General features: G+C 42.6%; 6 protein-coding genes. All 6 read right to left on the bottom strand.

The annotated features are described in order from the left end of the window. Window positions 1–12 precede the first annotated feature (12 nt). A complete protein-coding gene (locus IPH84_09545) occupies window positions 13–3,765 on the bottom strand; it encodes a PKD domain-containing protein (protein ID MBK7173461.1) in 3,753 nt (1,250 codons plus the stop codon). 70 nt (window positions 3,766–3,835) lie between these two features. Further along, entirely contained in the window at window positions 3,836–7,969 is a 4,134-nt protein-coding gene (locus tag IPH84_09540; GenBank protein ID MBK7173460.1) for a carboxypeptidase-like regulatory domain-containing protein, read from the bottom strand. 3,038 nt (window positions 7,970–11,007) lie between these two features. Then, window positions 11,008–13,986: a S8 family serine peptidase gene (locus IPH84_09535; protein MBK7173459.1), complete on the bottom strand. Its 2,979-nt coding sequence runs from the start codon at window positions 13,984–13,986 to the stop codon at window positions 11,008–11,010. A gap of 275 nt (window positions 13,987–14,261) precedes the next feature. After that, window positions 14,262–15,848 (bottom strand): hypothetical protein, encoded by a 1,587-nt coding sequence (locus tag IPH84_09530; protein MBK7173458.1) that lies wholly within the window; start codon window positions 15,846–15,848, stop codon window positions 14,262–14,264. After that, entirely contained in the window at window positions 15,751–17,922 is a 2,172-nt protein-coding gene (locus IPH84_09525; protein MBK7173457.1) for a hypothetical protein, read from the bottom strand. Before IPH84_09525 ends, IPH84_09530 begins: the two co-directional genes overlap by 98 nt. Further along, window positions 17,915–21,034, bottom strand: a complete 3,120-nt coding sequence (locus tag IPH84_09520; protein ID MBK7173456.1) for a fibronectin type III domain-containing protein — start codon at window positions 21,032–21,034, stop codon at window positions 17,915–17,917. The genes IPH84_09525 and IPH84_09520 overlap by 8 nt, the downstream gene beginning before the upstream one ends. Between the last annotated feature and the right edge of the window lie 795 nt (window positions 21,035–21,829).

The raw sequence follows: 21,829 nt of genomic DNA, 5'->3' as shown, positions 1-21,829 counted from the left end.
AAACATATAAAGTTAAGGTTTTTGTACCTGAATTACTAAAGTGGAATTATTATCAATGTTAGCCATATCAGATCCATCAACAATACCATCTCCATTAACATCTTCTGGATTATATCCCGAAAGTACCAATGTGCTAGCATTATCGATCAGAGCCATATCGCTACCATCAACCAAACCATCCTGTGAAGCATCACCTCCATAAATAACCCACACACTTCCAACTTGTTTCATGTTATTGTTAAAGGCTTGCGAAGCAGCTGAAGTGAAGTTATATGAAACAGCACCTGCTCCTCCAAAAGATACTCCTGCACTGCTCCATGTTTCAATGCTGTTCCTATGCTTTATAACAACATAATAACTGCTATTTAAAGAAGTCGGTAATGTTGCAGAAGCAGTTCCGTCAGTATTGATATTTACAGTGAATGGACCGGCTACCAGGTCATAAGGTGCTGTTGTACTATGCAATTCTACAATGATCTGGTCGGCAATGGTACCCGGGAATTGATTACCGGTTCCACTCTGTGCCTGATTCATGCTGGTTCCATTATAGAGGCCTTCAATAAATACAGTAAGGTTTAAATTGCGGTCGGGTGATACAATATTTACATTATAGTCTTCAACCTCACCATATCCATTGCTGGTACAAGCATCGAATGCATTTGTATTCCAAACTTCCCTTACTCTCATTCGGGTGGTACCGGGAGTTGCATCTGCAGGAACTGTAAAAGCAATTGTGCCGGTGGCAGGAGTTGGAGCAATTGAAATCACTCCAAGTTTTTCAGTGGTCTCAAAAGTTCCGTTCTTATTATAATCAATCCATACAGCTATGTAATTACCACTTGAATAGGTACCAGGACTCAAAGTAATCGTATAAGCTTCATTCAAGTTGAGATCGGTTGATAAACTATTGTAATAGGTATAAAAAGGAGTAGCTGATGCTCCCGTTGCATTATTTATTGATCCCAACTGAACTAAAGAAATATAATCACCATAACCTGTACCTGTAGTATAGATAGGAGTACAATAGGCAAATGGAAGAACGTTAATATAGTTGGTTTTTATTTCTGAGTCGGTTCCATTAGCGTTGGTGACTGTTAATGTAACGCTATATAAACCTGTAGCAGAGAACTGGATCTGCGGGTTCTGAGAATTGGCTGTAGTACCGCCGGCAAAAGTGAAAGATGCAGGGGTGATACTCCAGGCCCAGGAGGTAGGTGTACTGGTGGATTGATCAGTTAAAGTAACTGTTGTATTCATCGCAGGGCTGGTGCTAGATGCAGTAAATGCAGCAATTGGCGGATCCAGGTTGCTAAAACAGCTTATACTAGCTGACCAGCCAGTTCCTGGTACGCTTCCATCTGAAGTAAAGTTAAACGTCAATGCGCCAGAAGCATTGCTGGCAGTAACTGTTCCAGGCCCGGTAGTACCATGATAGGTACCGATTAAGGCGTCAGAAGTTGAGGTGCCGTTATAAATCCTCAGGTAATCATAACCCGACTCAGTGCTAAAGGAGCTAAATGTCATTCTAACCATAGCACCAGGTGTTGAAGGATAAAATGTTTCTGTCAGATTCAGGCTATTAGCATAACTACCAGCAACCCCACCTGAATCATAGAAATTCCCGGTACAGGTAGTAATTGAACCATTTGCCATATTGAACTCAGGAGCCATTACATTAATATAGCCTGTCATGGTCTTAGTATCCGTACTACTGCCTTTTGTAACAGTCAGAGTAACATCATAAACGCCAATGGTACTGTATTGAATTGCAGGTGGAGTTTGACCTGAATAGCTTGATGGTGTTCCACCGGGGAATGACCAGTCCCAGGCAGTTGGACTACAAGAAGAATTATCAGTAAAAGTAACTGAGTTACCAACTACAACCGTGGCTGGAGTACCCGTAAAAGCTGCTATTACATCCTTAACAACAATATAATTGGTTTTTATCTCAGTACTGGTTGCAGTTTCAGCATCAGTAACGGTAAGAGTAACGGTATAACTACCTGCAGTTGCATAAGTATGAGAAGGATTCTGCAAAGAGGAAGTATTATTTGCACCGCTGGCCGGGTCGCCGAAATTCCAGCTCCAGGATATAGGGCCACCAAGTGAGTTGTCAGTAAAATTCACAGTACCCCCTGAACAAATATTAGTAGGAGTTCCGGAAAACCTGGCTGTAAGAGCAGGAGGTGCAATATTGAAAACACCCACATGATTTTTACGGCCACTATTAAAATACTCACCGATTGACCAGAAAGTCACATCATCGGAAGGGTCAATGGTCATCTGTGAATAATCCCCATACCTGGTTGCAGGGTCACTTTGAGTTCCATTCACAATAACCTCTTCTGCCAGTGTCATAGTTCCCAGCGGATCACTAGCATAACGGCCTGTATATCGTAATGAAGGGAACTGAGTTGTGCTAACAGTGGTATAGGCGAGGGCAATATTCCCATTCATATCCATACACATATTTCCGCTAAAAGCGCTATGGCCATTAGGTTGTGTATAGGTACCCTCCTGGTAAATGGACCAGGGAGCGCCATCAGTGGTTTGTCTTAGTTCATACCAGCGGATACCTGCAAGGTTATCTGCACCATTCAGGTCAACTACAAAATTGAATACTGCACAATTGTATGTGGGGAATCGGCGATATTGAGCCATGTACATAATTGTTGCCTGAAGTGCATCAATATCACTTCCTGAAGGTTGAGGCAGGTTTGAGAAAGAGCCGCCATCGAATAATCCATCAAAAGCTGCAGTATTGATCACCTGGGGACTGGATATAGTAGAACTGGCTGGAGTAGTCCAGTTTACATTTACCGACCAAAGTTTGAGGTGGTCAGATGAAACGCCTGACCATGAATCGTCCTGCATATAGACAATTGGAGCATTTCCGGCAGGAGGCATGGTGTTTCCTGTTACATTGAATCCAAGTGGGCTATAGAAACCGCTGGTAACAATACCTGTGAGTGGAAATCCAATCATTTGTGCGGTTGGATCACCAGTAAGCATTTTATTCCTTTCAAGAGCAAAAACCACCTGGCTTGTACTTGCAGAAGTCTGGTCTTTATTAGCAGTGATATAATATCCATCTGACCAGAGGGAAAATTTAGGATAGTCAGGGAAAGTGTTTGTGGCAAAGGAATAATTATACCATCCATCATTTACTGGATCTGGCCCTTGAGAAATGGCAACATAAAAACCATTAGAATAGAATTCAGTTATTAGCCAACGATCAGCGAATTGGTCATAGATCACAATGGGATCACCCATGGTTCCAGGTAACACTGTTCCAAGGGAAGCAACAGCTGTTAAAGGATTTCCTGCTTTATCCCAAATTCTGAAAGAGGTATTCCAGGCATTGACGAAATGATTAGGTCCAACAGCTCCAGTTGGATCAGTAGGCGTTGCAGTAGCACTGGCTGCCTCAAAAGTAAGGATTGGTGCCCGGCCTTGCTGCATTGGTGCCCGTGATTGCTGAGCCATTAAAGGGTCGTTCCCGATAGGTAATCCCTTGCCTGGGACTGCTGTGTTTGCGCCCCATTTCTTAGGGTTGAATTCCTTGATAACATTTTCTGCAGGAATAAAGGTTCCATTAGCAATCTGTGAAGCAATGGATGGAACCTCTCCCAAATAGGTTCCGGTCATGATCAGGGTTGGATGTTGAGGTCCGTCATTTATCACTCCCTGGCTTTCCTGGGCATCAGCTCGAAATGCGAATACCAGCATTCCAAGCAGAGTTAATAGTAAGTACAACTTTTTCATGAGTTTGGGTTTTGGTTAATGATCGATTGATTGGTATTTAATTTATTATTTTTTATTGCAGTATTTTAAATCAGGGTTTCTCAGCAATGACCGATTGGAATGCGTTATTGTCCAAAAGAATAAGGTCTTCAGCATCAATGATTCCATCTCCATTCGCATCGGAATTCTGATAACCGGTGACATATGAGTTTGCATCGGAATCACATATCGAAATATCGGTAAGATTAACAACTCCATCCTGGTTAATATCCCCTCCATAAATAACATACTTCCCTCCCAGCCCTTTCACATTTCCCCCATATGCATTGCTTGCATTATTAGAGAAATCATATTGGGTAGAGTTAGTTGCAAAAGAAACAGGGTTTGCTGACCAGGTTTCGATACTGTTCCTGTGTTTTATAACAATGTAATAATTTGATAACAGGGTTGAAGGAATCTGAACAATTGCAGTTCCATTTTCATTGAGTGCAACAGTGAATGGGTCAACTACTAAAATATATGGAGAGACAGGGTCATGCAATTCTACAATTACCTGATCAACAGTTGTTCCGGGAAATTGAGCTCCGGAAATTCCTTGTGCTTTATTCATAAAAGATCCATTAAAGAGTCCTTCGAGAAAACAGGTTAGTGTTAGTGTTTTGCTGGAAGAGCCTTCCTGCCATAATGTTACTGATACCGGACTTAAACCGGAAGCTATTGCAGTTATAGTTGCCATTCGGGAAACTGGAGAAGTATTCTCTTCGTAACTGACCTGAATGATTCCATTTCCTGTCCCTGTAAGTGTGTATGAACACCAGGATTGATCGCAACTAATATTCCAAGTTGTGTTCGAAGATACTGAAAAATCAACTATGCCAGCATCACTTAATACATTTTGACTTGAAGGTGAAACCAAAAGTTGAAGTGGAATTACTGAAAGAATTATAGCATTTGAAATTGCATTGGGATTAGATGTACATATTGCATTTGAAAGAACCTCGCAAGTAATAACATCATTATTCTCAGGAATATAACTGAATTCACTCAGATTATCCCCGGCAACTACCCCATTAACTTTCCATTGATAAATTGGATTGGTTCCGCCATTGGTTATACTGGCATTAAAAACAACCGGTGTCCCTGCAACAACAGGATTTGCAGATGCTGTAACCGATACTCCGACTGTAAGGATCGGATTTGTTAATATTGATAAGGAGTTGGAAAGGGCAGGATTACCAGTGATACAACTCATATTTGAAGTCATTTCACAACTCAGCACATCACCATTCGCAGGAGTATATGAATAATTCGGACTGTTGGTTCCTGTATTTAAACCATTTAATTTCCATTGATAGGCAGGAGTTGTCCCGCCATTGACGGGATTTGCTGAAAAAGATGCAATGCTTCCCGCACAAATAGGATTAGTGAGAGAGGCAATGCTAACTGACACCGGGTTCATAGCCGGACAAGTGGTAAATGAGTGATTGAAGCCATATGCCGTTCCGGAAGAATTGGTTGCATATGCTCTCACATAATATAATGAATTGGGGCTTAATCCTGTAATTGCACTAACAAAGGATCCTGTTCCAGAGCCATCGGTGGTATGGTTTCCACTTACAAGAGGATCCGGGGATGTACTCCAACAAACCCCTCTGGCAGTAATAATTGACCCCCCTGCGGTTGTAATATTTCCACCGGAAGTAGCTGTTGTTGTCGTAACTGCAGTAGGGACCGCGGTTGTGACATTCGCCAGGCTCAGTACTGTTTCAACCATTACATTATCAATGTACCAATAATCATACTGATACAAATTACCCTCAATGGTAAATGCAATACGGGTATTTGGAGAATTGAGATTATTCTGAATGGTTGTATTAACTGTTGTTGCTAAAATATTAGCAGCCGTTGTTGCAACCGACCATGACTCATTTGTCCAGGTTACACCATCAGTGCTGGATTGAACCCTCAATGTACAACCTGTACCATAAGCATCAAGCATATGTTTGAAACTGAGGTTTAACATTGACATACCCTGGGTGTTGAAAGGAATGGAAACTAATCGGTTAACTCCTGGATTAATATTTTGCCAGGTACATTTCATCTCATTAGGATTCCCACCGGCAGTGACGGTAGTAGATACAGTCCATTTATCTGTTGCTCCTGTACCTGAAAATTGAGTTGACCAACATGCAGGGAATGTTGTGGCTACAAATTGTTCAAATAAGGGAAGAAAAACCACCCCGCAAAGGGTAGTAAATTGATAATCAACACCATATGCCGTACCATAAGAGTTGGTTGCATAAGCACGAACGTGATAAGTAGTATTTGCACTCAGTCCGCTAATAAAACTGGAAAAACTACCAGTTCCGGAACCATCTGAAGTATGTAATCCTGTAGCAACAGGATTAGCCGAAGTTGACCAACACACACCTCTTTCAGTTACGGCCGACATACCCTGGGAAGTAACATTCCCTCCCGAATTAGCTGTATTACCTGCAATGGAAGAAGGGGCTACTGTAGTAACAACCGGAATGCCATTGGAAGTGGTAAATGTGATATCATTTCCGTAAAAAGTATTTATAGAATTGGTTGCATATGCCCGACAATGATACAATGTACTGGGTGACAATCCCGTAATTGTACTTGTAAAGGTTCCTCCGCCTGTCCCATCTGTGCTATGGTAATCAGAAATGGTTGGATTTAAAGAGGTACTCCAGCAAACACCTCTTGCAGTAATTGCACTTGCACCACTACAAGTAATGTTACCTCCGCTAATTGCAGAGTTATAGCTAATTGAACTGGCGGCAACAGTATTAAGGGTAGCATTAGTTAGAGGCACTAACTGAATGTTAAGGTTTAAAGTGGCATGATCTGATACAGTAACAGGAATATTCTGGGTTTGATAACATTGTGCAGATATCTCAAGGGTATAGGTGCCTGCTTTTATTGGCCTGTGATAATCCCCCAGAGCAGATGAATACACTTCAGAATTATCAATATCATGCCCATTGATGAATACTTTGGCTGCAAGCGGCAATCCTGTAGATTGGTCGGTGATCACTCCATGAATGCCATACTTTGCCTCTTTCATCAAAAGGATAAGTGAACGCCAGTTATATCCCCAATGTGCTTCCAGTTGGGATGCAGGAAGAAGCTTGGTGTCAGAAATTTCGATGGTAATTTCCCGGCAATGGTGGATATAATTCATATAATCCTGGCGTCCTCCTGCCACTTCATACCAGGCAAAACCATTAGTAATACCATTATCAAGGTAGTTCATATATCCTACCGGAGCATGAATATGAACTGTATCAGCATATTCACGACTCACATATTGCCACCAGTTATCATCTGTGTGTAATGTTGCCCATGTGTCCCACGGGTAATTTACCACTTCTGCCCCACCATGAAAATTAGCTGAAGCCACAAAGTGATGTTGACCGGCAAAATCCATAAAAGCAATTGTCTCAGGCTGCCATACATTGCCATCAGGATGCTGGCCATCTTCCGGATCAGGATAATTCCTGTTCATATCTACTCCATTAGCATTTCCTCTTGTAGCTCCACTGACTGAAGCATTTCCTCCGGCATAGGTTCCATCAGGATTGGATAATGGATTTATATAAATCTCCATATTATTTACCAGGTCATTCACTTCGGCATTTGTACCGTAATTGGACAATAAATAATCAATCAGGTGCATCATCAGGATATATCCGGTGGTTTCATCACCATGAATCGAAGAAGTATATAAAAACTCCGGCTCAGTTTCATCTATAGCCACATTATCTGAAATTTTGACCACCAGAATCTTCCTCCCACTGGCTAAAGTAGTTATTGTAGATAGTTTACATATAGCAGGATAATTCGACTCAAACTGGGCCATGTAACTCTCATAGGCAGAATACGTCGGATAAAAATTCCATGTTGTGGCAGGGGCAAGAACGGGATTGTCATTCATGAATACATCTGGTGCATAGCCAGGTGATGGAAGCAATGTTACAGCATACCCTTCCTTAAGAAACCTAACAAATTGTGCCGGGGTAGCATATGCCCAGACGGTATCATTCCTGACATTATCAATTGAAATTTGTTTTGTCAGTGTATGGACCTTTTCTTTTGATGGCAGTGGAAATGAGAAATAGAACTCTTTTACAGTCTGGCTGAAAGAAAACCGGAAGATCATCAGTCCGGCAATGATAAGTAAACTAGTTTTAAGCTTCATGGTAAAAGAGTAAATTATGCGAATCAAGAATTGAACTAATATTCAAATATTTAGGGTCTAAGCCTTACAGGATTTGAAATCCTGTAAGGTTTTGCTGTAAATATGAATGTTTTGTTATCAACCCTTGATTCGTTTAAGTTATTATTTAAAAGTTTCGGCCAATGTTAACATTTTCAGCCTGAGCATCTATTAAGGCCTCACGACACTAATCGTATTTGCTGCATTATTATCAAGCAGAATCATATCATCTGCATCGATCAAGCCGTCACCATTCAGGTCGGAAACCACATATCCTGAGATAAAGCTTTCCGCATCCGTATTCATCAGGATCATATCATCTGAATCAATCTGCCCGTCCTGATCAATATCTCCTGAATACAGTACAAACTTGCCGGCCACCGATTTCATGTTTCCTCCAAGTGCCTGACTTGCAGAACTGCTAAAATCATAGCTGATTGTTGCGCCACTGAATGAAACCGGATTTGCTGACCATGTCTCCAAACTATTTCTGTGTTTAATTACAAGGTAGTATGAGGAACCTAGTGATAATGGAATTGCTACTTGTGCTGAACCATCAGTGTGGATATCCACTTCATAGGGCACTCCAACTATGGAATAGGGTGAAACAGATTCATGCAACTCAACAATGATACGGTCAGCAATTGTTCCTGCAAATTGGTCACCGCTTGTACTTTGTGCCTTATTAAGTGAAGTCCCATTATATAAACCTTCTAATAAAACACTCAAATTGAGCTGCTTTGTAGTTTCTGCATCCTGTACCAAGGAAACACTGACCGCAGGTAAACCAATTACTGTTACAGTAATCACTGCACTCCTGCTCAAACCTGATGTATTCGCATCATAATTCACTGTTACCAATCCATTGCCACTTCCTGCAGGACTTACTAAACACCATGGCTGATCACTTTCAACAGTCCAGGCTGTATTTGAGGTTACAGTGTATTGAATTGTTCCGGCTGATGGACCCACCGACTGACTTGGAGGATCGACTGATAACGCAAGGGGATCTACTCCCATAACCACCGGTTCAGATACCGCCGGATTGCCTGTTGCACATAAAGCATCTGAGGTCAGTTCACATAGGATGATATCCCCATTATTCGGAACATAGGAATACATTGTTGCATTTGTTCCTACTGCCAAACCATTCACCTTCCACTGATAAACCGGGTTGGAACCCTGATTTACTCCGATGGCTGTAAAGCTTACTTCTGTACCAGCTAATACAGGGTTAGAGGAAGCGTTGATGCTGACACTAACAGTTAATAACGGATCAACACTCATAATAATGCTATTGGAGGTTGCCGGGCTGCCGGAAACACAAACAGCATTTGATGTTAGTTCGCAGGTAACCAGGTCGTTGTTGGCTGGAACATAATTGAATGTCGCACTATTGGTTCCTGCATTGTTGCCATTCACCTTCCATTGATAGACAGGAGTTGTGCCTTCATTTGAGGGTACTGCTGTGAATGTAACTGAAGTGCCTGCACATACCGGATTCACTGAGGGTGAAATCAGGACTGAGGCTGTTACCACAGGATCAACACTCATTACAATGCTATTGGAGGTCGCCGGGCTGCCGGAAACACAAACTGCATTTGATGTTAGTTCGCAGGTAACCAGGTCGTTGTTGGCTGGAACATAATTAAATGTTGCACTATTGGTTCCTGCATTGTTGCCATTCACCTTCCATTGATAAACAGGAGTTGTACCTTCATTTGTAGGTACTGCTGTGAATGTAACTGAAGTGCCTGCACAGACCGGATTCACTGAGGGTGAAATCAGGACTGAGGCTGTTACCACAGGATCAACACTCATTACAATGCTATTCGATGTTGCCGGGCTGCCATTCACACAAACTGCATTTGATGTTAGTTCGCAGGTAACCAGGTCGTTATTGGCTGGAACATAATTAAATGTTGCACTATTGGTTCCTGCATCGTTGCCATTCACCTTCCATTGATAAGCAGGAGTAGTACCTTCATTTGTGGGTACTGCTGTGAATGTAACTGAAGTGCCTGCACAAACAGGATTCACTGAGGGTGAAATCAGGACTGAGGCTGTTACCACAGGATCAACACTCATTACAATGCTATTGGAGGTTGCCGGGCTGCCATTCACACAAACTGCATTTGATGTTAGTTCGCAGGTAACCAGGTCGTTATTGGCTGGAACATAATTAAATGTTGCACTATTGGTTCCTGCATTGTTGCCATTCACCTTCCATTGATAGACAGGAGTTGTGCCTTCATTTGTGGGTACTGCTGTGAATGTAACTGAAGTGCCTGCACATACCGGATTCACTGAGGGTGAAATCAGGACTGAGGCTGTTACCACAGGATCAACACTCATTACAATGCTATTGGAGGTTGCCGGGCTGCCGGAAACACAAACTGCATTTGATGTTAGTTCACAGGTAACCAGGTCGTTGTTGGCTGGAACATAATTGAATGTTGCACTATTGGTTCCTGCATTGTTACCATTCACCTTCCATTGATAAATTGGAGTTGTTCCTCCATTAGCAGGAACAGCAGTGTACGTAACTGATGTACCTGCACAAACTGGGTTTGCAGATGCTGAAATTGCTACAGATGCCGTAACCATTGGATTCACTGTCAATGTTACACTATTGGAAGTGGCTGGACTGCCAGTCACGCAAGTGGCATTGCTGGTCATCACACAGGATACCACATTCCCATTTGATGGTACGAATGCATAAGTGGAGCTATTAGTCCCTGCATTCACACCATTCACCTTCCACTGATATGAAGGAGTTGTACCCCCATTGGTGGGAACGGCTGTGAAAGTGACTGAAGTGCCTGCACACACTGGATTTGCCGATGCTGATACTGCAACAGATGCGGTTACGGTTGGATTCACTGTCATCGTTACACTATTAGAAGTGGCTGGACTGCCAGTCACGCAAGTGGCATTGCTGGTCATCACACAGGATACCACATTCCCATTTGATGGCACGAATGCATAAGTGGAACTGTTCGTCCCTGCATTTACGCCATTCACTTCCCGATATGAATGGAGTTGCACCCCATTGGTGGGAACGGCTGTGAAAGTGCGGTCTGCACACACTGGATACCGAACTGCAACAGATGCGGTGGATTCACTGTCATCGTTACACTGTTGGAAGTGGCAGGACTGCCAGTCACGCATGTGGCATTGCTGGTCATCACACAGGTTACCACATTTCCATTTGATGGAACGAATGCATAGGTGGAACTGTTCGTCCCAGCATTCACCCCATTCACTTTCCACTGATATGAAGGAGTTGTACCCCCATTGGTGGGAACGGCTGTAAAAGTGACAGAAGTACCAGCACAAACAGGATTAACAGATGCGCTGATACTTACAGAAGCAGGTAACATTGCAGCACAGGTTGTAAATGTCTGGTTAATTCCATAAGCTGTACCACTGCTATTGGTCGCGTAGGCTCTTACATAATAGAGGGAGTTAGCTGATAAACCAGTTATAGAACTTGTAAATGCACCGGTTCCGCTCCCATCAGTAGTGTGATTACCTGAAGCAACAGGATCAATAGATGTTGACCAACAAACACCCCTGGCTGTAACTGATGAGCCGCCAGTTGCTGTTACATTTCCTCCTGCAGTAGCTGAAGATGTGGTAATTGCTGAGGCAGCAGTAGTGGTAACTGTTGGAATAGCTGCAACTGTTCCAGTTACAGAAACATTGTCTATTGCCCAATAATAGCCATAACTACCTGTATAATTCCATTTAAATTTCACCTGCGATTGACCTGCCAGAGCTGCAATTGTCTGGTTGAACACTGTTGGATTCGAAGATGTTGCAGAAACCGATAGTAACGATGTCCAGGTTACTCCATTATTGATACTATAAAACAGGTTTCCAGAAGAACCAGTATAAGATCTAAAATAATAGCTAAATGTCAGATTTACTCCTGTATAATTAGTTAAATCAAGAGTAGGCGTAATCAGGTCAGCATTTTGACTGCTCCCACTTCCATAGGCATCTGAATTCAGATAAGCATAATTACCATTTAGGGAAGGCAATGGTGTATAGCCGGTAATGGTTCCGAATTGCCATATCTGTCCATTACCTATATTGTCAATTTGCGACCAGCAAGTAGGTAGTGTGGTTGCATCAAAATTTTGAATAAAAGGCAAGCTATTAAAAGTACAATTAGTTACATTAATATAATTAGTTTTAGTTTCACCATCACTCCCATATGCATTAGTTGCAGTAAGCGTTACAGAGTAAGAGCCCGCAGCAGTAAACTTCACTTGTGGATTTTGAGAAGCTGAAGTTGTCCCATTCAGATAGGTTACTGTAGCCGGATTGAAACTCCATGCCCAACTTGTAGGGACATTGGATGAAATATCAGTAAAGTTTACCTGGGCATTCACAGCTGGTGTTGTTGTACTGGCAGAAAAATCAGCTACAGGTGCAACTGTGGCAAGAATTCCGCTAATAACTACGGAATAGGCCTGTGAACCTCCGGTTAAGGAGCCATCATGATCCACTGTAATAGTATAGGTGGCACCAGCAACAGGACTTGCTATATATACCACTTCTACATTATCCACATTATTTTCTGTTGAATTGGTAGCAGCGGCAGTTGGAGTATCGCGGTTCAATTTCCAGGGATAGTAGGTATTTGATGAATAACTGAGTCGGAGATCCAGGTCATTCACCAGCATAGGAGTAATTGGATCCAGAGCTGCAGCCGGAGGAGTACCGGCAGGATCAGTCCAGACAATAGTCACCTTTATCGGTTCAGTGCCAGAAGCAATAATATTTCTTGTATATGTAGCACCATTATTGAGCGTCAATTCACTGATAACATCAACAGTTTGATCAGAAGAAATCTTAAGGGCTGCATTCTTTGTATTCATCAATCCCCAACCATAATTATAGTCAGGGCCTGTATTGGCACCAGCTTCGTCAGCAGTATGAATCACCACAGCTTTTAAAGTAGCTGCTTTCAAATAAGATCCGGTCAGGGCAAACCTATGTTGTTGAAGTAAAGCCAGAGATCCGGAAGCAGAGGGAGTTGACATGGATGTCCCGCTTAAACTCGAATAGCTGGTATTATTGGTATTATAAGTAGAATACAATGAGTACCCGTTGGCAACAATATCAGGCTTAATACGACCGTCATCAGCCGGGCCCCATGAACTAAAGTAGGTATTGGTTTGAGATACACCAGCTGGTGTTGTATAACCTCCGGGAATATCGTCAACAGCACCTACAGTAAGAATATTTTTTGCGACGCCTTGTTGACCAATACAATCATAGGGTCCATCAGCAGGGTAACCACTACCTGAATCCCCCCTGTCATTTCCTGCTGATTTACAGATTAGGAAATTCGGAGCATTATAGGCTATCTGATCCCACTGTTGCGTATATGAGTCATAAAATCCAAACAGATAATCTTCAGTAGTACTAATTGCAGGGTCACCATACCAGGTACCGCTATACCAACCTCTTATATAACCATAGGAATGGTTACTGATTAATGCACCAGCAGCACCTTCTGTTGCCATTTCTGTAACATCAGTATTCCAGTCAAAGGATCGAAGCCCGGCTTCATAGGCCATTCCTTTTGCATTAGCAACCACACCTGAGGCCATAATAGTTCCAGCTACATGGGTTGCATGATAATGAGTAGCAACTGCATCTACCACTGTAACCCGTGTGCCAAATTCCTGATGTGTATTCAAAACACTTCCACCATCCCATTCTCTTACTATTATTCCGGATCCGGTCAAACTTAAACCGGCACCACCACCTGAATATACTTTATTGGTCGAAATTGTTGCTGCCGCATTCGAATTATCAGTTTTATAATATTGTGGAATTCCTCTTTCATTAAGATGTTGAATTTCAATAAGTGACCCATCCACTTCTGCCTTAATCGGCCATCCTTTTTGAATTGCTGTTTTTTCAGCAGCAGCCCTATTGAGCAAATATGAGTCTTTTGCCTTTTCAGCAATGCTTTTCAAGTTTTCTGTTTGATCTTTGGTTTGAGAATAAACCAAAACTGAGACAAAACATAAAACAAGTGTCAGGGACTTAGAAATTAAATTCATAGTATTTCTTTTGTTGTTCAGAGTTTTTTTGGTTGCTTAAGCATTAAACAATGATCATTTAATTGCTCTGCAAACTTCATTTGAATTCTTGGCATTCTAGTGTGTGCGTTCAAAGAATCATCAGAAAAGCAGTATTCCGGGGAATGTGAAATTCCCCGGAACTCTATATTATAAGGGCAAACAGGTAGTTAAGGAGTAACCTTTACAACCAGAATTGCTGCATTATTATCCAAAAGGATCATATCACCGGCATCAATCAATCCATCTCCATTCAAATCAGATACTACATATCCTGAGATGAAATTTTCAGCCTCCGTATTCATCAGGATCATATCATCTGAATCAATCTGCCCATCCTGATCAATATCACCTGAATACACAACAAATTTCCCGGCCACCGATTTCATATTTCCTCCCATTGCCTGACTTGCAGAACTGCTAAAATCATAGCTGATTGTTGCGCCACTGAATGAAACAGGATTCATTGACCAGGTCTCCAAACTATTCCTGTGCTTAACAATCAGGTAATAGGATGATCCTAACATAGAAGGTATTGTAACCTGAGCTGTACCATCGGTTTGAATATCCACTTCATAAGGCCCTCCTACTATGGAATAAGGCGATACAGATTCATGTAATTCAACAATGATCCGGTCGGCCACAGAACCAGGGAATTGCGATCCGCTTGCATTTTGTGCCTTATTAAGAGAAACACCATTATACAAACCTTCCAGTAATACACTCAAGTTGAGCTGCTTTGTAGTTTCAGCATCCTGTACTAAGGAAACACTGACTGCAGGTAAACCAATTACTGTTACAGTAATCACTGCACTCCTGCTCAAACCTGATGTATTCGCATCATAATTCACTGTCACCAATCCATTGCCACTTCCTGCAGGACTTACTAAACACCATGGCTGATCACTTTCAACAGTCCAGGATGTATTTGAGGTTACAGTGTATTGAATTGTTCCGGCTGATGGACCCACCGACTGACTTGGAGGATTGACTGATAATGCAAGGGGATCTACTCCCATAACCACCGGTTCAGATACTGCCGGATTGCCTGTTGCACATAAAGCATCTGAGGTAAGTTCACATAAGATGATATCCCCATTATTCGGAACATAGGAATACATTGTTGCATTTATTCCCACAGCCAAACCATTCACCTTCCACTGATAAACCGGGTTGGATCCCTGATTTACTCCGATGGCTGTAAAGCTTACTTCTGTACCAGCTAATACAGGGTTAGAGGAAGCATTGATACTGACACTAACAGTTAATAACGGATCAACATTCATTACAATGCTATTCGATGTTGCCGGGCTGCCGGAAACACAAACTGCATTTGATGTTAATTCACAGGTAACCAGGTCGTTGTTGGCTGGAACATAATTGAATGTTGAACTATTGGTTCCTTCATTATTGTCATTTACCTTCCATTGATAAACAGGAGTTGTGCCTTCATTTGTGGGTACTGCTGTGAATGTAACTGAAGTGCCTGCACATACAGGATTCACTGAGGGTGAAATCAGGACTGAGGCTGTTACCACTGGATCAACACTCATTGCAATGCTATTGGAGGTCGCCGGGCTGCCATTCACACAAACTGCATTTGAAGTTAATTCACAGGTAACCAGGTCGTTATTGGCAGGCACATAATTGAATGTCGAACTATTGGTTCCTGCATTGTTGCCATTCACCTTCCATAGATAGACAGGAGTTGTGCCTGCATTTGTGGGGACTGCTGTGAATGTAACTGAAGCCTGCACATACCGGATTTACTGAGGGTGAAATCAGGACTGAGGCTGTTACCACAGGATCAACACTCATTACAATGCTATTCGACGTTGCCGGGCTGCCGGAAACACAAACTGCATTTGAGGTGAGTTCGCAGGTAACCAGGTCGTTATTGGCTGGAACATAATTAAATGTTGCACTATTGGTTCCCGCATTATTGCCATTCACCTTCCATTGATAGACAGGAGTTGTACCTTCATTTGTGGGTACTGCTGTGAATGTAACTGAAGTGCCTGCACATACCGGATTCACTGAGGGTGAAATCAGGACTGAGGCTGTTACCACTGGATCAACACTCATCACAATGCTATTGGAGGTTGCCGGGCTGCCGGAAACACAAACAGCATTTGATGTTAGTTCACAGGTAACCAGGTCGTTATTGGCTGGAACATAATTGAATGTTGCACTATTGGTTCCTGCATTATTGCCATTCACCTTCCATTGATAGACAGGAGTTGTGCCTTCATTTGTGGGTACTGCTGTGAATGTAACTGAAGTGCCTGCACATACAGGATTCACTGAGGGTGAAATCAGGACTGAGGCTGTTACCAAAGGATCAACACTCATTACAATGCTATTCGATGTTGCCGGGCTGCCATTCACACAAACTGCATTTGATGTTAGTTCGCAGGTAACCAGGTCGTTATTGGCTGGAACATAATTGAATGTTGCACTATTGGTTCCTGCATTGTTGCCATTCACCTTCCATTGATAAGCAGGAGTTGTACCTTCATTTGTGGGGACTGCTGTGAATGTAACTGAAGTGCCTGCACATACCGGATTCACTGAGGGTGAAATCAGGACTGAGGCTGTTACCACAGGATCAACACTCATTACAATGCTATTGGAGGTTGCCGGGCTGCCGGAAACACAAACTGCATTTGATGTGAGTTCGCAGGTAACCAGGTCGTTGTTAGCTGGAACATAATTAAATGTTGCGCTATTGGTTCCAGCATTATTACCATTCACCTTCCATTGATAGACAGGAGTTGTGCCTTCATTTGTGGGGACTGCTGTGAATGTAACTGAAGTGCCTGCACATACAGGATTCACTGAGGGTGAAATCAGGACTGAGGCTGTTACCACAGGATCAACACTCATTACAATGCTATTGGAGGTTGCCGGGCTGCCGGAAACACAAACTGCATTTGATGTTAGTTCGCAGGTAACCAGGTCGTTATTGGCTGGAACATAATTGAATGTTGCACTATTGGTTCCTGCATTGTTGCCATTCACCTTCCATTGATAGACAGGAGTTGTGCCTTCATTTGTGGGGACTGCTGTGAATGTAACTGAAGTGCCTGCACTACAGGACACTGGGGTGAAACAGGACTGAGGCGACCACAGGACAACACCACAGCCGCAAACACAACGCAGCGAGGGGCTGGAAAAGGCGCGCGCACCCGGCCGACTCGAGTAACTAAGGCCTGCACAGATTGGGTTTGCCGAAGCTGAAATACTGACGGAAGCAGTGACAAGCGGATTCACGGTCATGGTTATCCCACTTGAAGTTGCAGGACTACCGATCACACAACTGGCATTGGATGTCATTACACAAGTTACAACATCATTATTTGCCGGAGTATGAGAATAGTTCGGACTGTTGGTGCCGGCATTCACGCCATTCACCTTCCACTGATATGAAGGAGTTGTGCCCCCATTGGTGGGAACGGCTGTGAAAGTGACTGAAGTGCCTGCACACACTGGATTTGCTGATGCTGATATTGCCACAGATGCGGTTACAGTTGGATTCACTGTCATCGTTACACTGTTGGAAGTGGCAGGACTGCCAGTCACGCATGTGGCATTGCTGGTCATCACACAGGTTACCACATTTCCATTTGATGGAACAGTGCTGAACTTTCTCCTGCATTTACGCCATTCACTTTCCACTGGTAAACAGGCGTTGTGCCGCCATTGGTTGGGGTTGCAGTGTATGTAACTGAAGTGCCTGCACACACTGGATTGTGTGATATTGCCACAGATGCGGTTACAGTTGGATTCACTCTCGTTCTTGAGTGTCGGACTGCCAGTCGCGTTACCCATTTCCATTTGATGGAACGAATGCATAAGTGGAACTGTTCGTCCCTGCATTTACGCCATTCACTTTCCACTGGTAAACAGGCGTTGTGCCGCCATTTGCAGGAACCGCTGTGTATGTCACTGAAGTGCCGGCACATACCGGGTTAGCTGAAGGAGAAACACTAACAGATGCTGCAACAGAAGCACTTACTGACATTGTGATAGAATTTGAGGTAGCCGGACTACCTGTTGCACATGCCAGGTTAGAGGTTAATACACAGGTCACTACATCAGCATTCACAGGAGAATATGAGAAAGTTGCACTATTCGTTCCTGCATTTACGCCATTAACTTTCCATTGATATGCCGGGGTAGTACCTCCATTGGTCGGCACTGCTGTAAAATTAACAGCAACCCCGGAACAAGAGGGATTAGCAGAAGCACTAATTGCAACACTTACAGGATACGTGGTTACACATTGGCTTGAAACCGAAACATCATCCACGCATACACCCCTGCCATACAGGGCATTTCCCTCGAAAGCAATATAATAACTACTGGATGGATTAGGCAGGACAATTGTCCTCTCAGTCCAGGTAGTTACGCTGGTTGTATAAGTGGCTAGTTGTGTCCATGTTCCTCCAACACTGGTTTTGTAATAAACAGTCAGAATATCCTGATCCGGACTCCATAAAGCCTGGGTATGCCAGAATTTGAGTTGAGGAGTGCTTACACCAGTTAAATTGAGTGGGGGAGTGACCAACTTGGTTATATTGGCGGTTGTAGTATTATCTTTTAAACAGGCATCATAGGTACCTCCATGTGCAGTTGCAGGATATCCTGTTCCATTTCCAGTAATAAATACCCAGTTTAATACAGAACTGCCAACATATTCCTGTGACCAGCAAGATGGAATAGAACCTGCATTTTCAAATCCCTCATTCCAGGGAAAAGAGGTAATAATACCGCATGATGTAGCAAAAGTAATATCCTGTCCATAGAATGTACCATTGGCATTAGTTGCATATGCACGGACATGGTATGTGGTATTGGATGACAATCCGGTAATACTACTGGAAAACGTACCAGTTCCGGAACCATCAGTTGTATGTAATCCTGTTGCTACCGGACTTGCAGTGGTTGACCAGCAAACACCTCTGGCAGTGATAGCTGAACCTCCATCAGTGGTAATTGTACCACCGGAAACGGCAGTTGACATTGTAATTGAACTGACTGCTGTAGTGGTGAGTATGGCTCCTCCAGGTACAAAAGTAAGATCACTTCCATTGGAAGTACCATCTGTATTAGTGGCAACCAGTCTGAAATGATAGGTCTGACCAGTGATTAATCCTGAAATATTTGCACTTACTGTAACTGCAGATGTACCAGAACCGGCGGAAATGGTTGAAGTAACACTTCCATAACTTGTTGTAGTTCCATACTGGAAGTAATAAGTTGTAGCCAAACCTGACGGATTAACAGTTCCATTAAGTGTTGCGGAAGTGGAAGTTATAGCAGTGGCAGCTAGAGTAGTAACAGCCGGGGCATTCCCAAATTTGAAAGATGCAATTTTTGTCCCTTTGGTTGTGCCTCCTGTTTTCACGTATTCAGATGTAAACCAGAAAGTTTCATTATCAAGAGGGTCAACAGATAAGAGAGCATAATCTCCCCAGCGGTTGTAAGTAGTTTGTGCAACTGTTCCACTATGAATCACTGTTTCAGGTAAATCAAGCACTCCTGAAGCAGCTGCGTAAGCACTTGATGATTGCCCGCAGTATCTGATTCCAGGATATACCGTAGAACTGGAAATTGAATATCCAAGTCCGATCTTCCCACTATTATTCAGCATAATGCTGCCCATCCAACGGGAATTAGCATCAGGTGCATAAGTCCCCTGCTGCCGAACAGCCCAGTTGCCGGAAGTCTGCGTGCCTCTTCTAAGCTCATACCAGCGGATACCTGCATGATTTGTCGCATCTACATCTACTGTATGACAACAAACAATGGTTTGATAACTCCCAAAATTTCTGTATTGTGGAGCATTCATTATAACCTGTGGTACACCATCAAGTTTTTGACTGGTTGGCTGAGCAATATCATCCCATGAGGCGGTAAACTGGCTATCAAATGTTGTAACAGCTAACTGTTGTACCCTTGAAAATGTTGAAGATGCCGGTGTTGTCCAGTTGGCATTTAACTCATAAATCCATAGCTGATCTGACCCTCCGGCTACTGCATCATCGTTAAAAGCAATGAAAGTACCCGGAGCACCGGCTGGAGCAGCAATTCCATCGTTATCCAAAGGTGGTACGCATAAAAATCCCGTTCCGGGACGCCATGCATTATCAAATCCTACCATCTGGGCTGTAAGTCCCTGAAGCATTTTAGATCTTTCAAACACATAAATATCATTTCCGGCTGTACTGTTGATACCCATATAATAGCCATCCTGCCAAACACCAAACTTAGGGTAATCAGGATCATTGGTAACATCAAAAGAGTACTTGTACCATGTGCCAGTAGGGTCATTGGTAGCAGATACAGCAACTAACATATAATCGTTAGATAGATTCATTGTAAACTCAGCCACTAACCAGCGATCCGCCATCTCATCATAAAGCACAATCGGATCTCCATCATTTACTGTGGCTCCCGGAACACCAGTGAACAGCGTATTTAAAGCTGTGGGGCCGGCAAGTAAAGTACCAGTCTTGTTATAAATTGAATAGGTTACATTCACAGTCTGCATATAGTGACTTGGGCCCACCGCGCCATTGCAATCAGGAGGGAAGGATGAAGTTGACTGACCTTCAAAATTGACGATTGGAGCTTTACTCCCACCTGTTGAACCCATCGTTTTTTGCCAGGCTTCATCCGCTCCATTTGGAAGAGCAGTTTCTGCAAATGGATACTCCCTGGGCTTAATTTTCTTATTAGCGGCCTTTTTTAATGCCTTCTCTTTCAAAAACTGAACTTCTTCAGGCGTCAGAACTGGTAAATCTCTAAGTGGTTTTGTTTCTCCAAGAAAAGTGCCGGTGCCCATATGAGTTGGATGAATTGGAATATCCTGGGCTCGGAGAGGATTAATGAAACTACCAAGTAAGAAGAGTAATGCAAGCGTACAAAAAAACTTCATATAATCTTAATTATTAGTTACTTATGTATTGTGGGTTGGTTATTTTGTAATCAAATCTGGCATACCATTCAGATAAAAATAATACACCTTGACCAGGTAAGAAATCTCCGGTCAAGGTGAAAAAATATGTAAGACCTCAACGGGTCGGAGTAAACGAAGTTGCATTTTAGTAAGGTAGTTTCCTCAGGGCATCCAAAGTTAAAAAGATAAGTTTATTATCCAAACAGGTTTCAAGCTTTGATCAAGTGTTTTTAAGCAACATACAGCCTTTAGAAATCAAAAATCTGATAAATCGGCAAGATTTTATTCTGATGGTTCATTTACTTGTTCCGAAGTATTATTTTTTTTGGTTCTATTAAGTTTCCTATAGCTATAAGCTAAGGCAAATGCAATCACTATTCCAATTCCATCTCCTACTCTGGCATTACCTCCAGCAGGTTGATTACCATGTAGCCCATGATTTCCTGAAGGAGGATGTGGAGGCTCCTGTGCCTGCAAACTAGTTATTGCCAGACAAAATAGAAATAGATACAGGAACACTAATTTTGGATTTATCAGCATTTTACTTATCTTTGATTTTTGTCAACTTCTTGATATTAAACCAATTATAAGACTTTCACGACAGAATTCTGTATATCATTCATGACTGAAAGTCTTTATCAGCAAACATTTGAACGGATGGACTATTAATGAAACCCATCAATTTCGGATTATTCAGATTTCAAAAATTTTGCCAAACATATCAAGCTACTGATTATGTGATATATATAATACTTTTTAGTACAGTTTTCATCG

The organism is Bacteroidales bacterium (assembly GCA_016707785.1).
Taxonomy (GTDB): Bacteria; Bacteroidota; Bacteroidia; order Bacteroidales; family UBA4417; genus UBA4417.
This window is presented reverse-complemented; position numbering and strand designations above follow the sequence as displayed.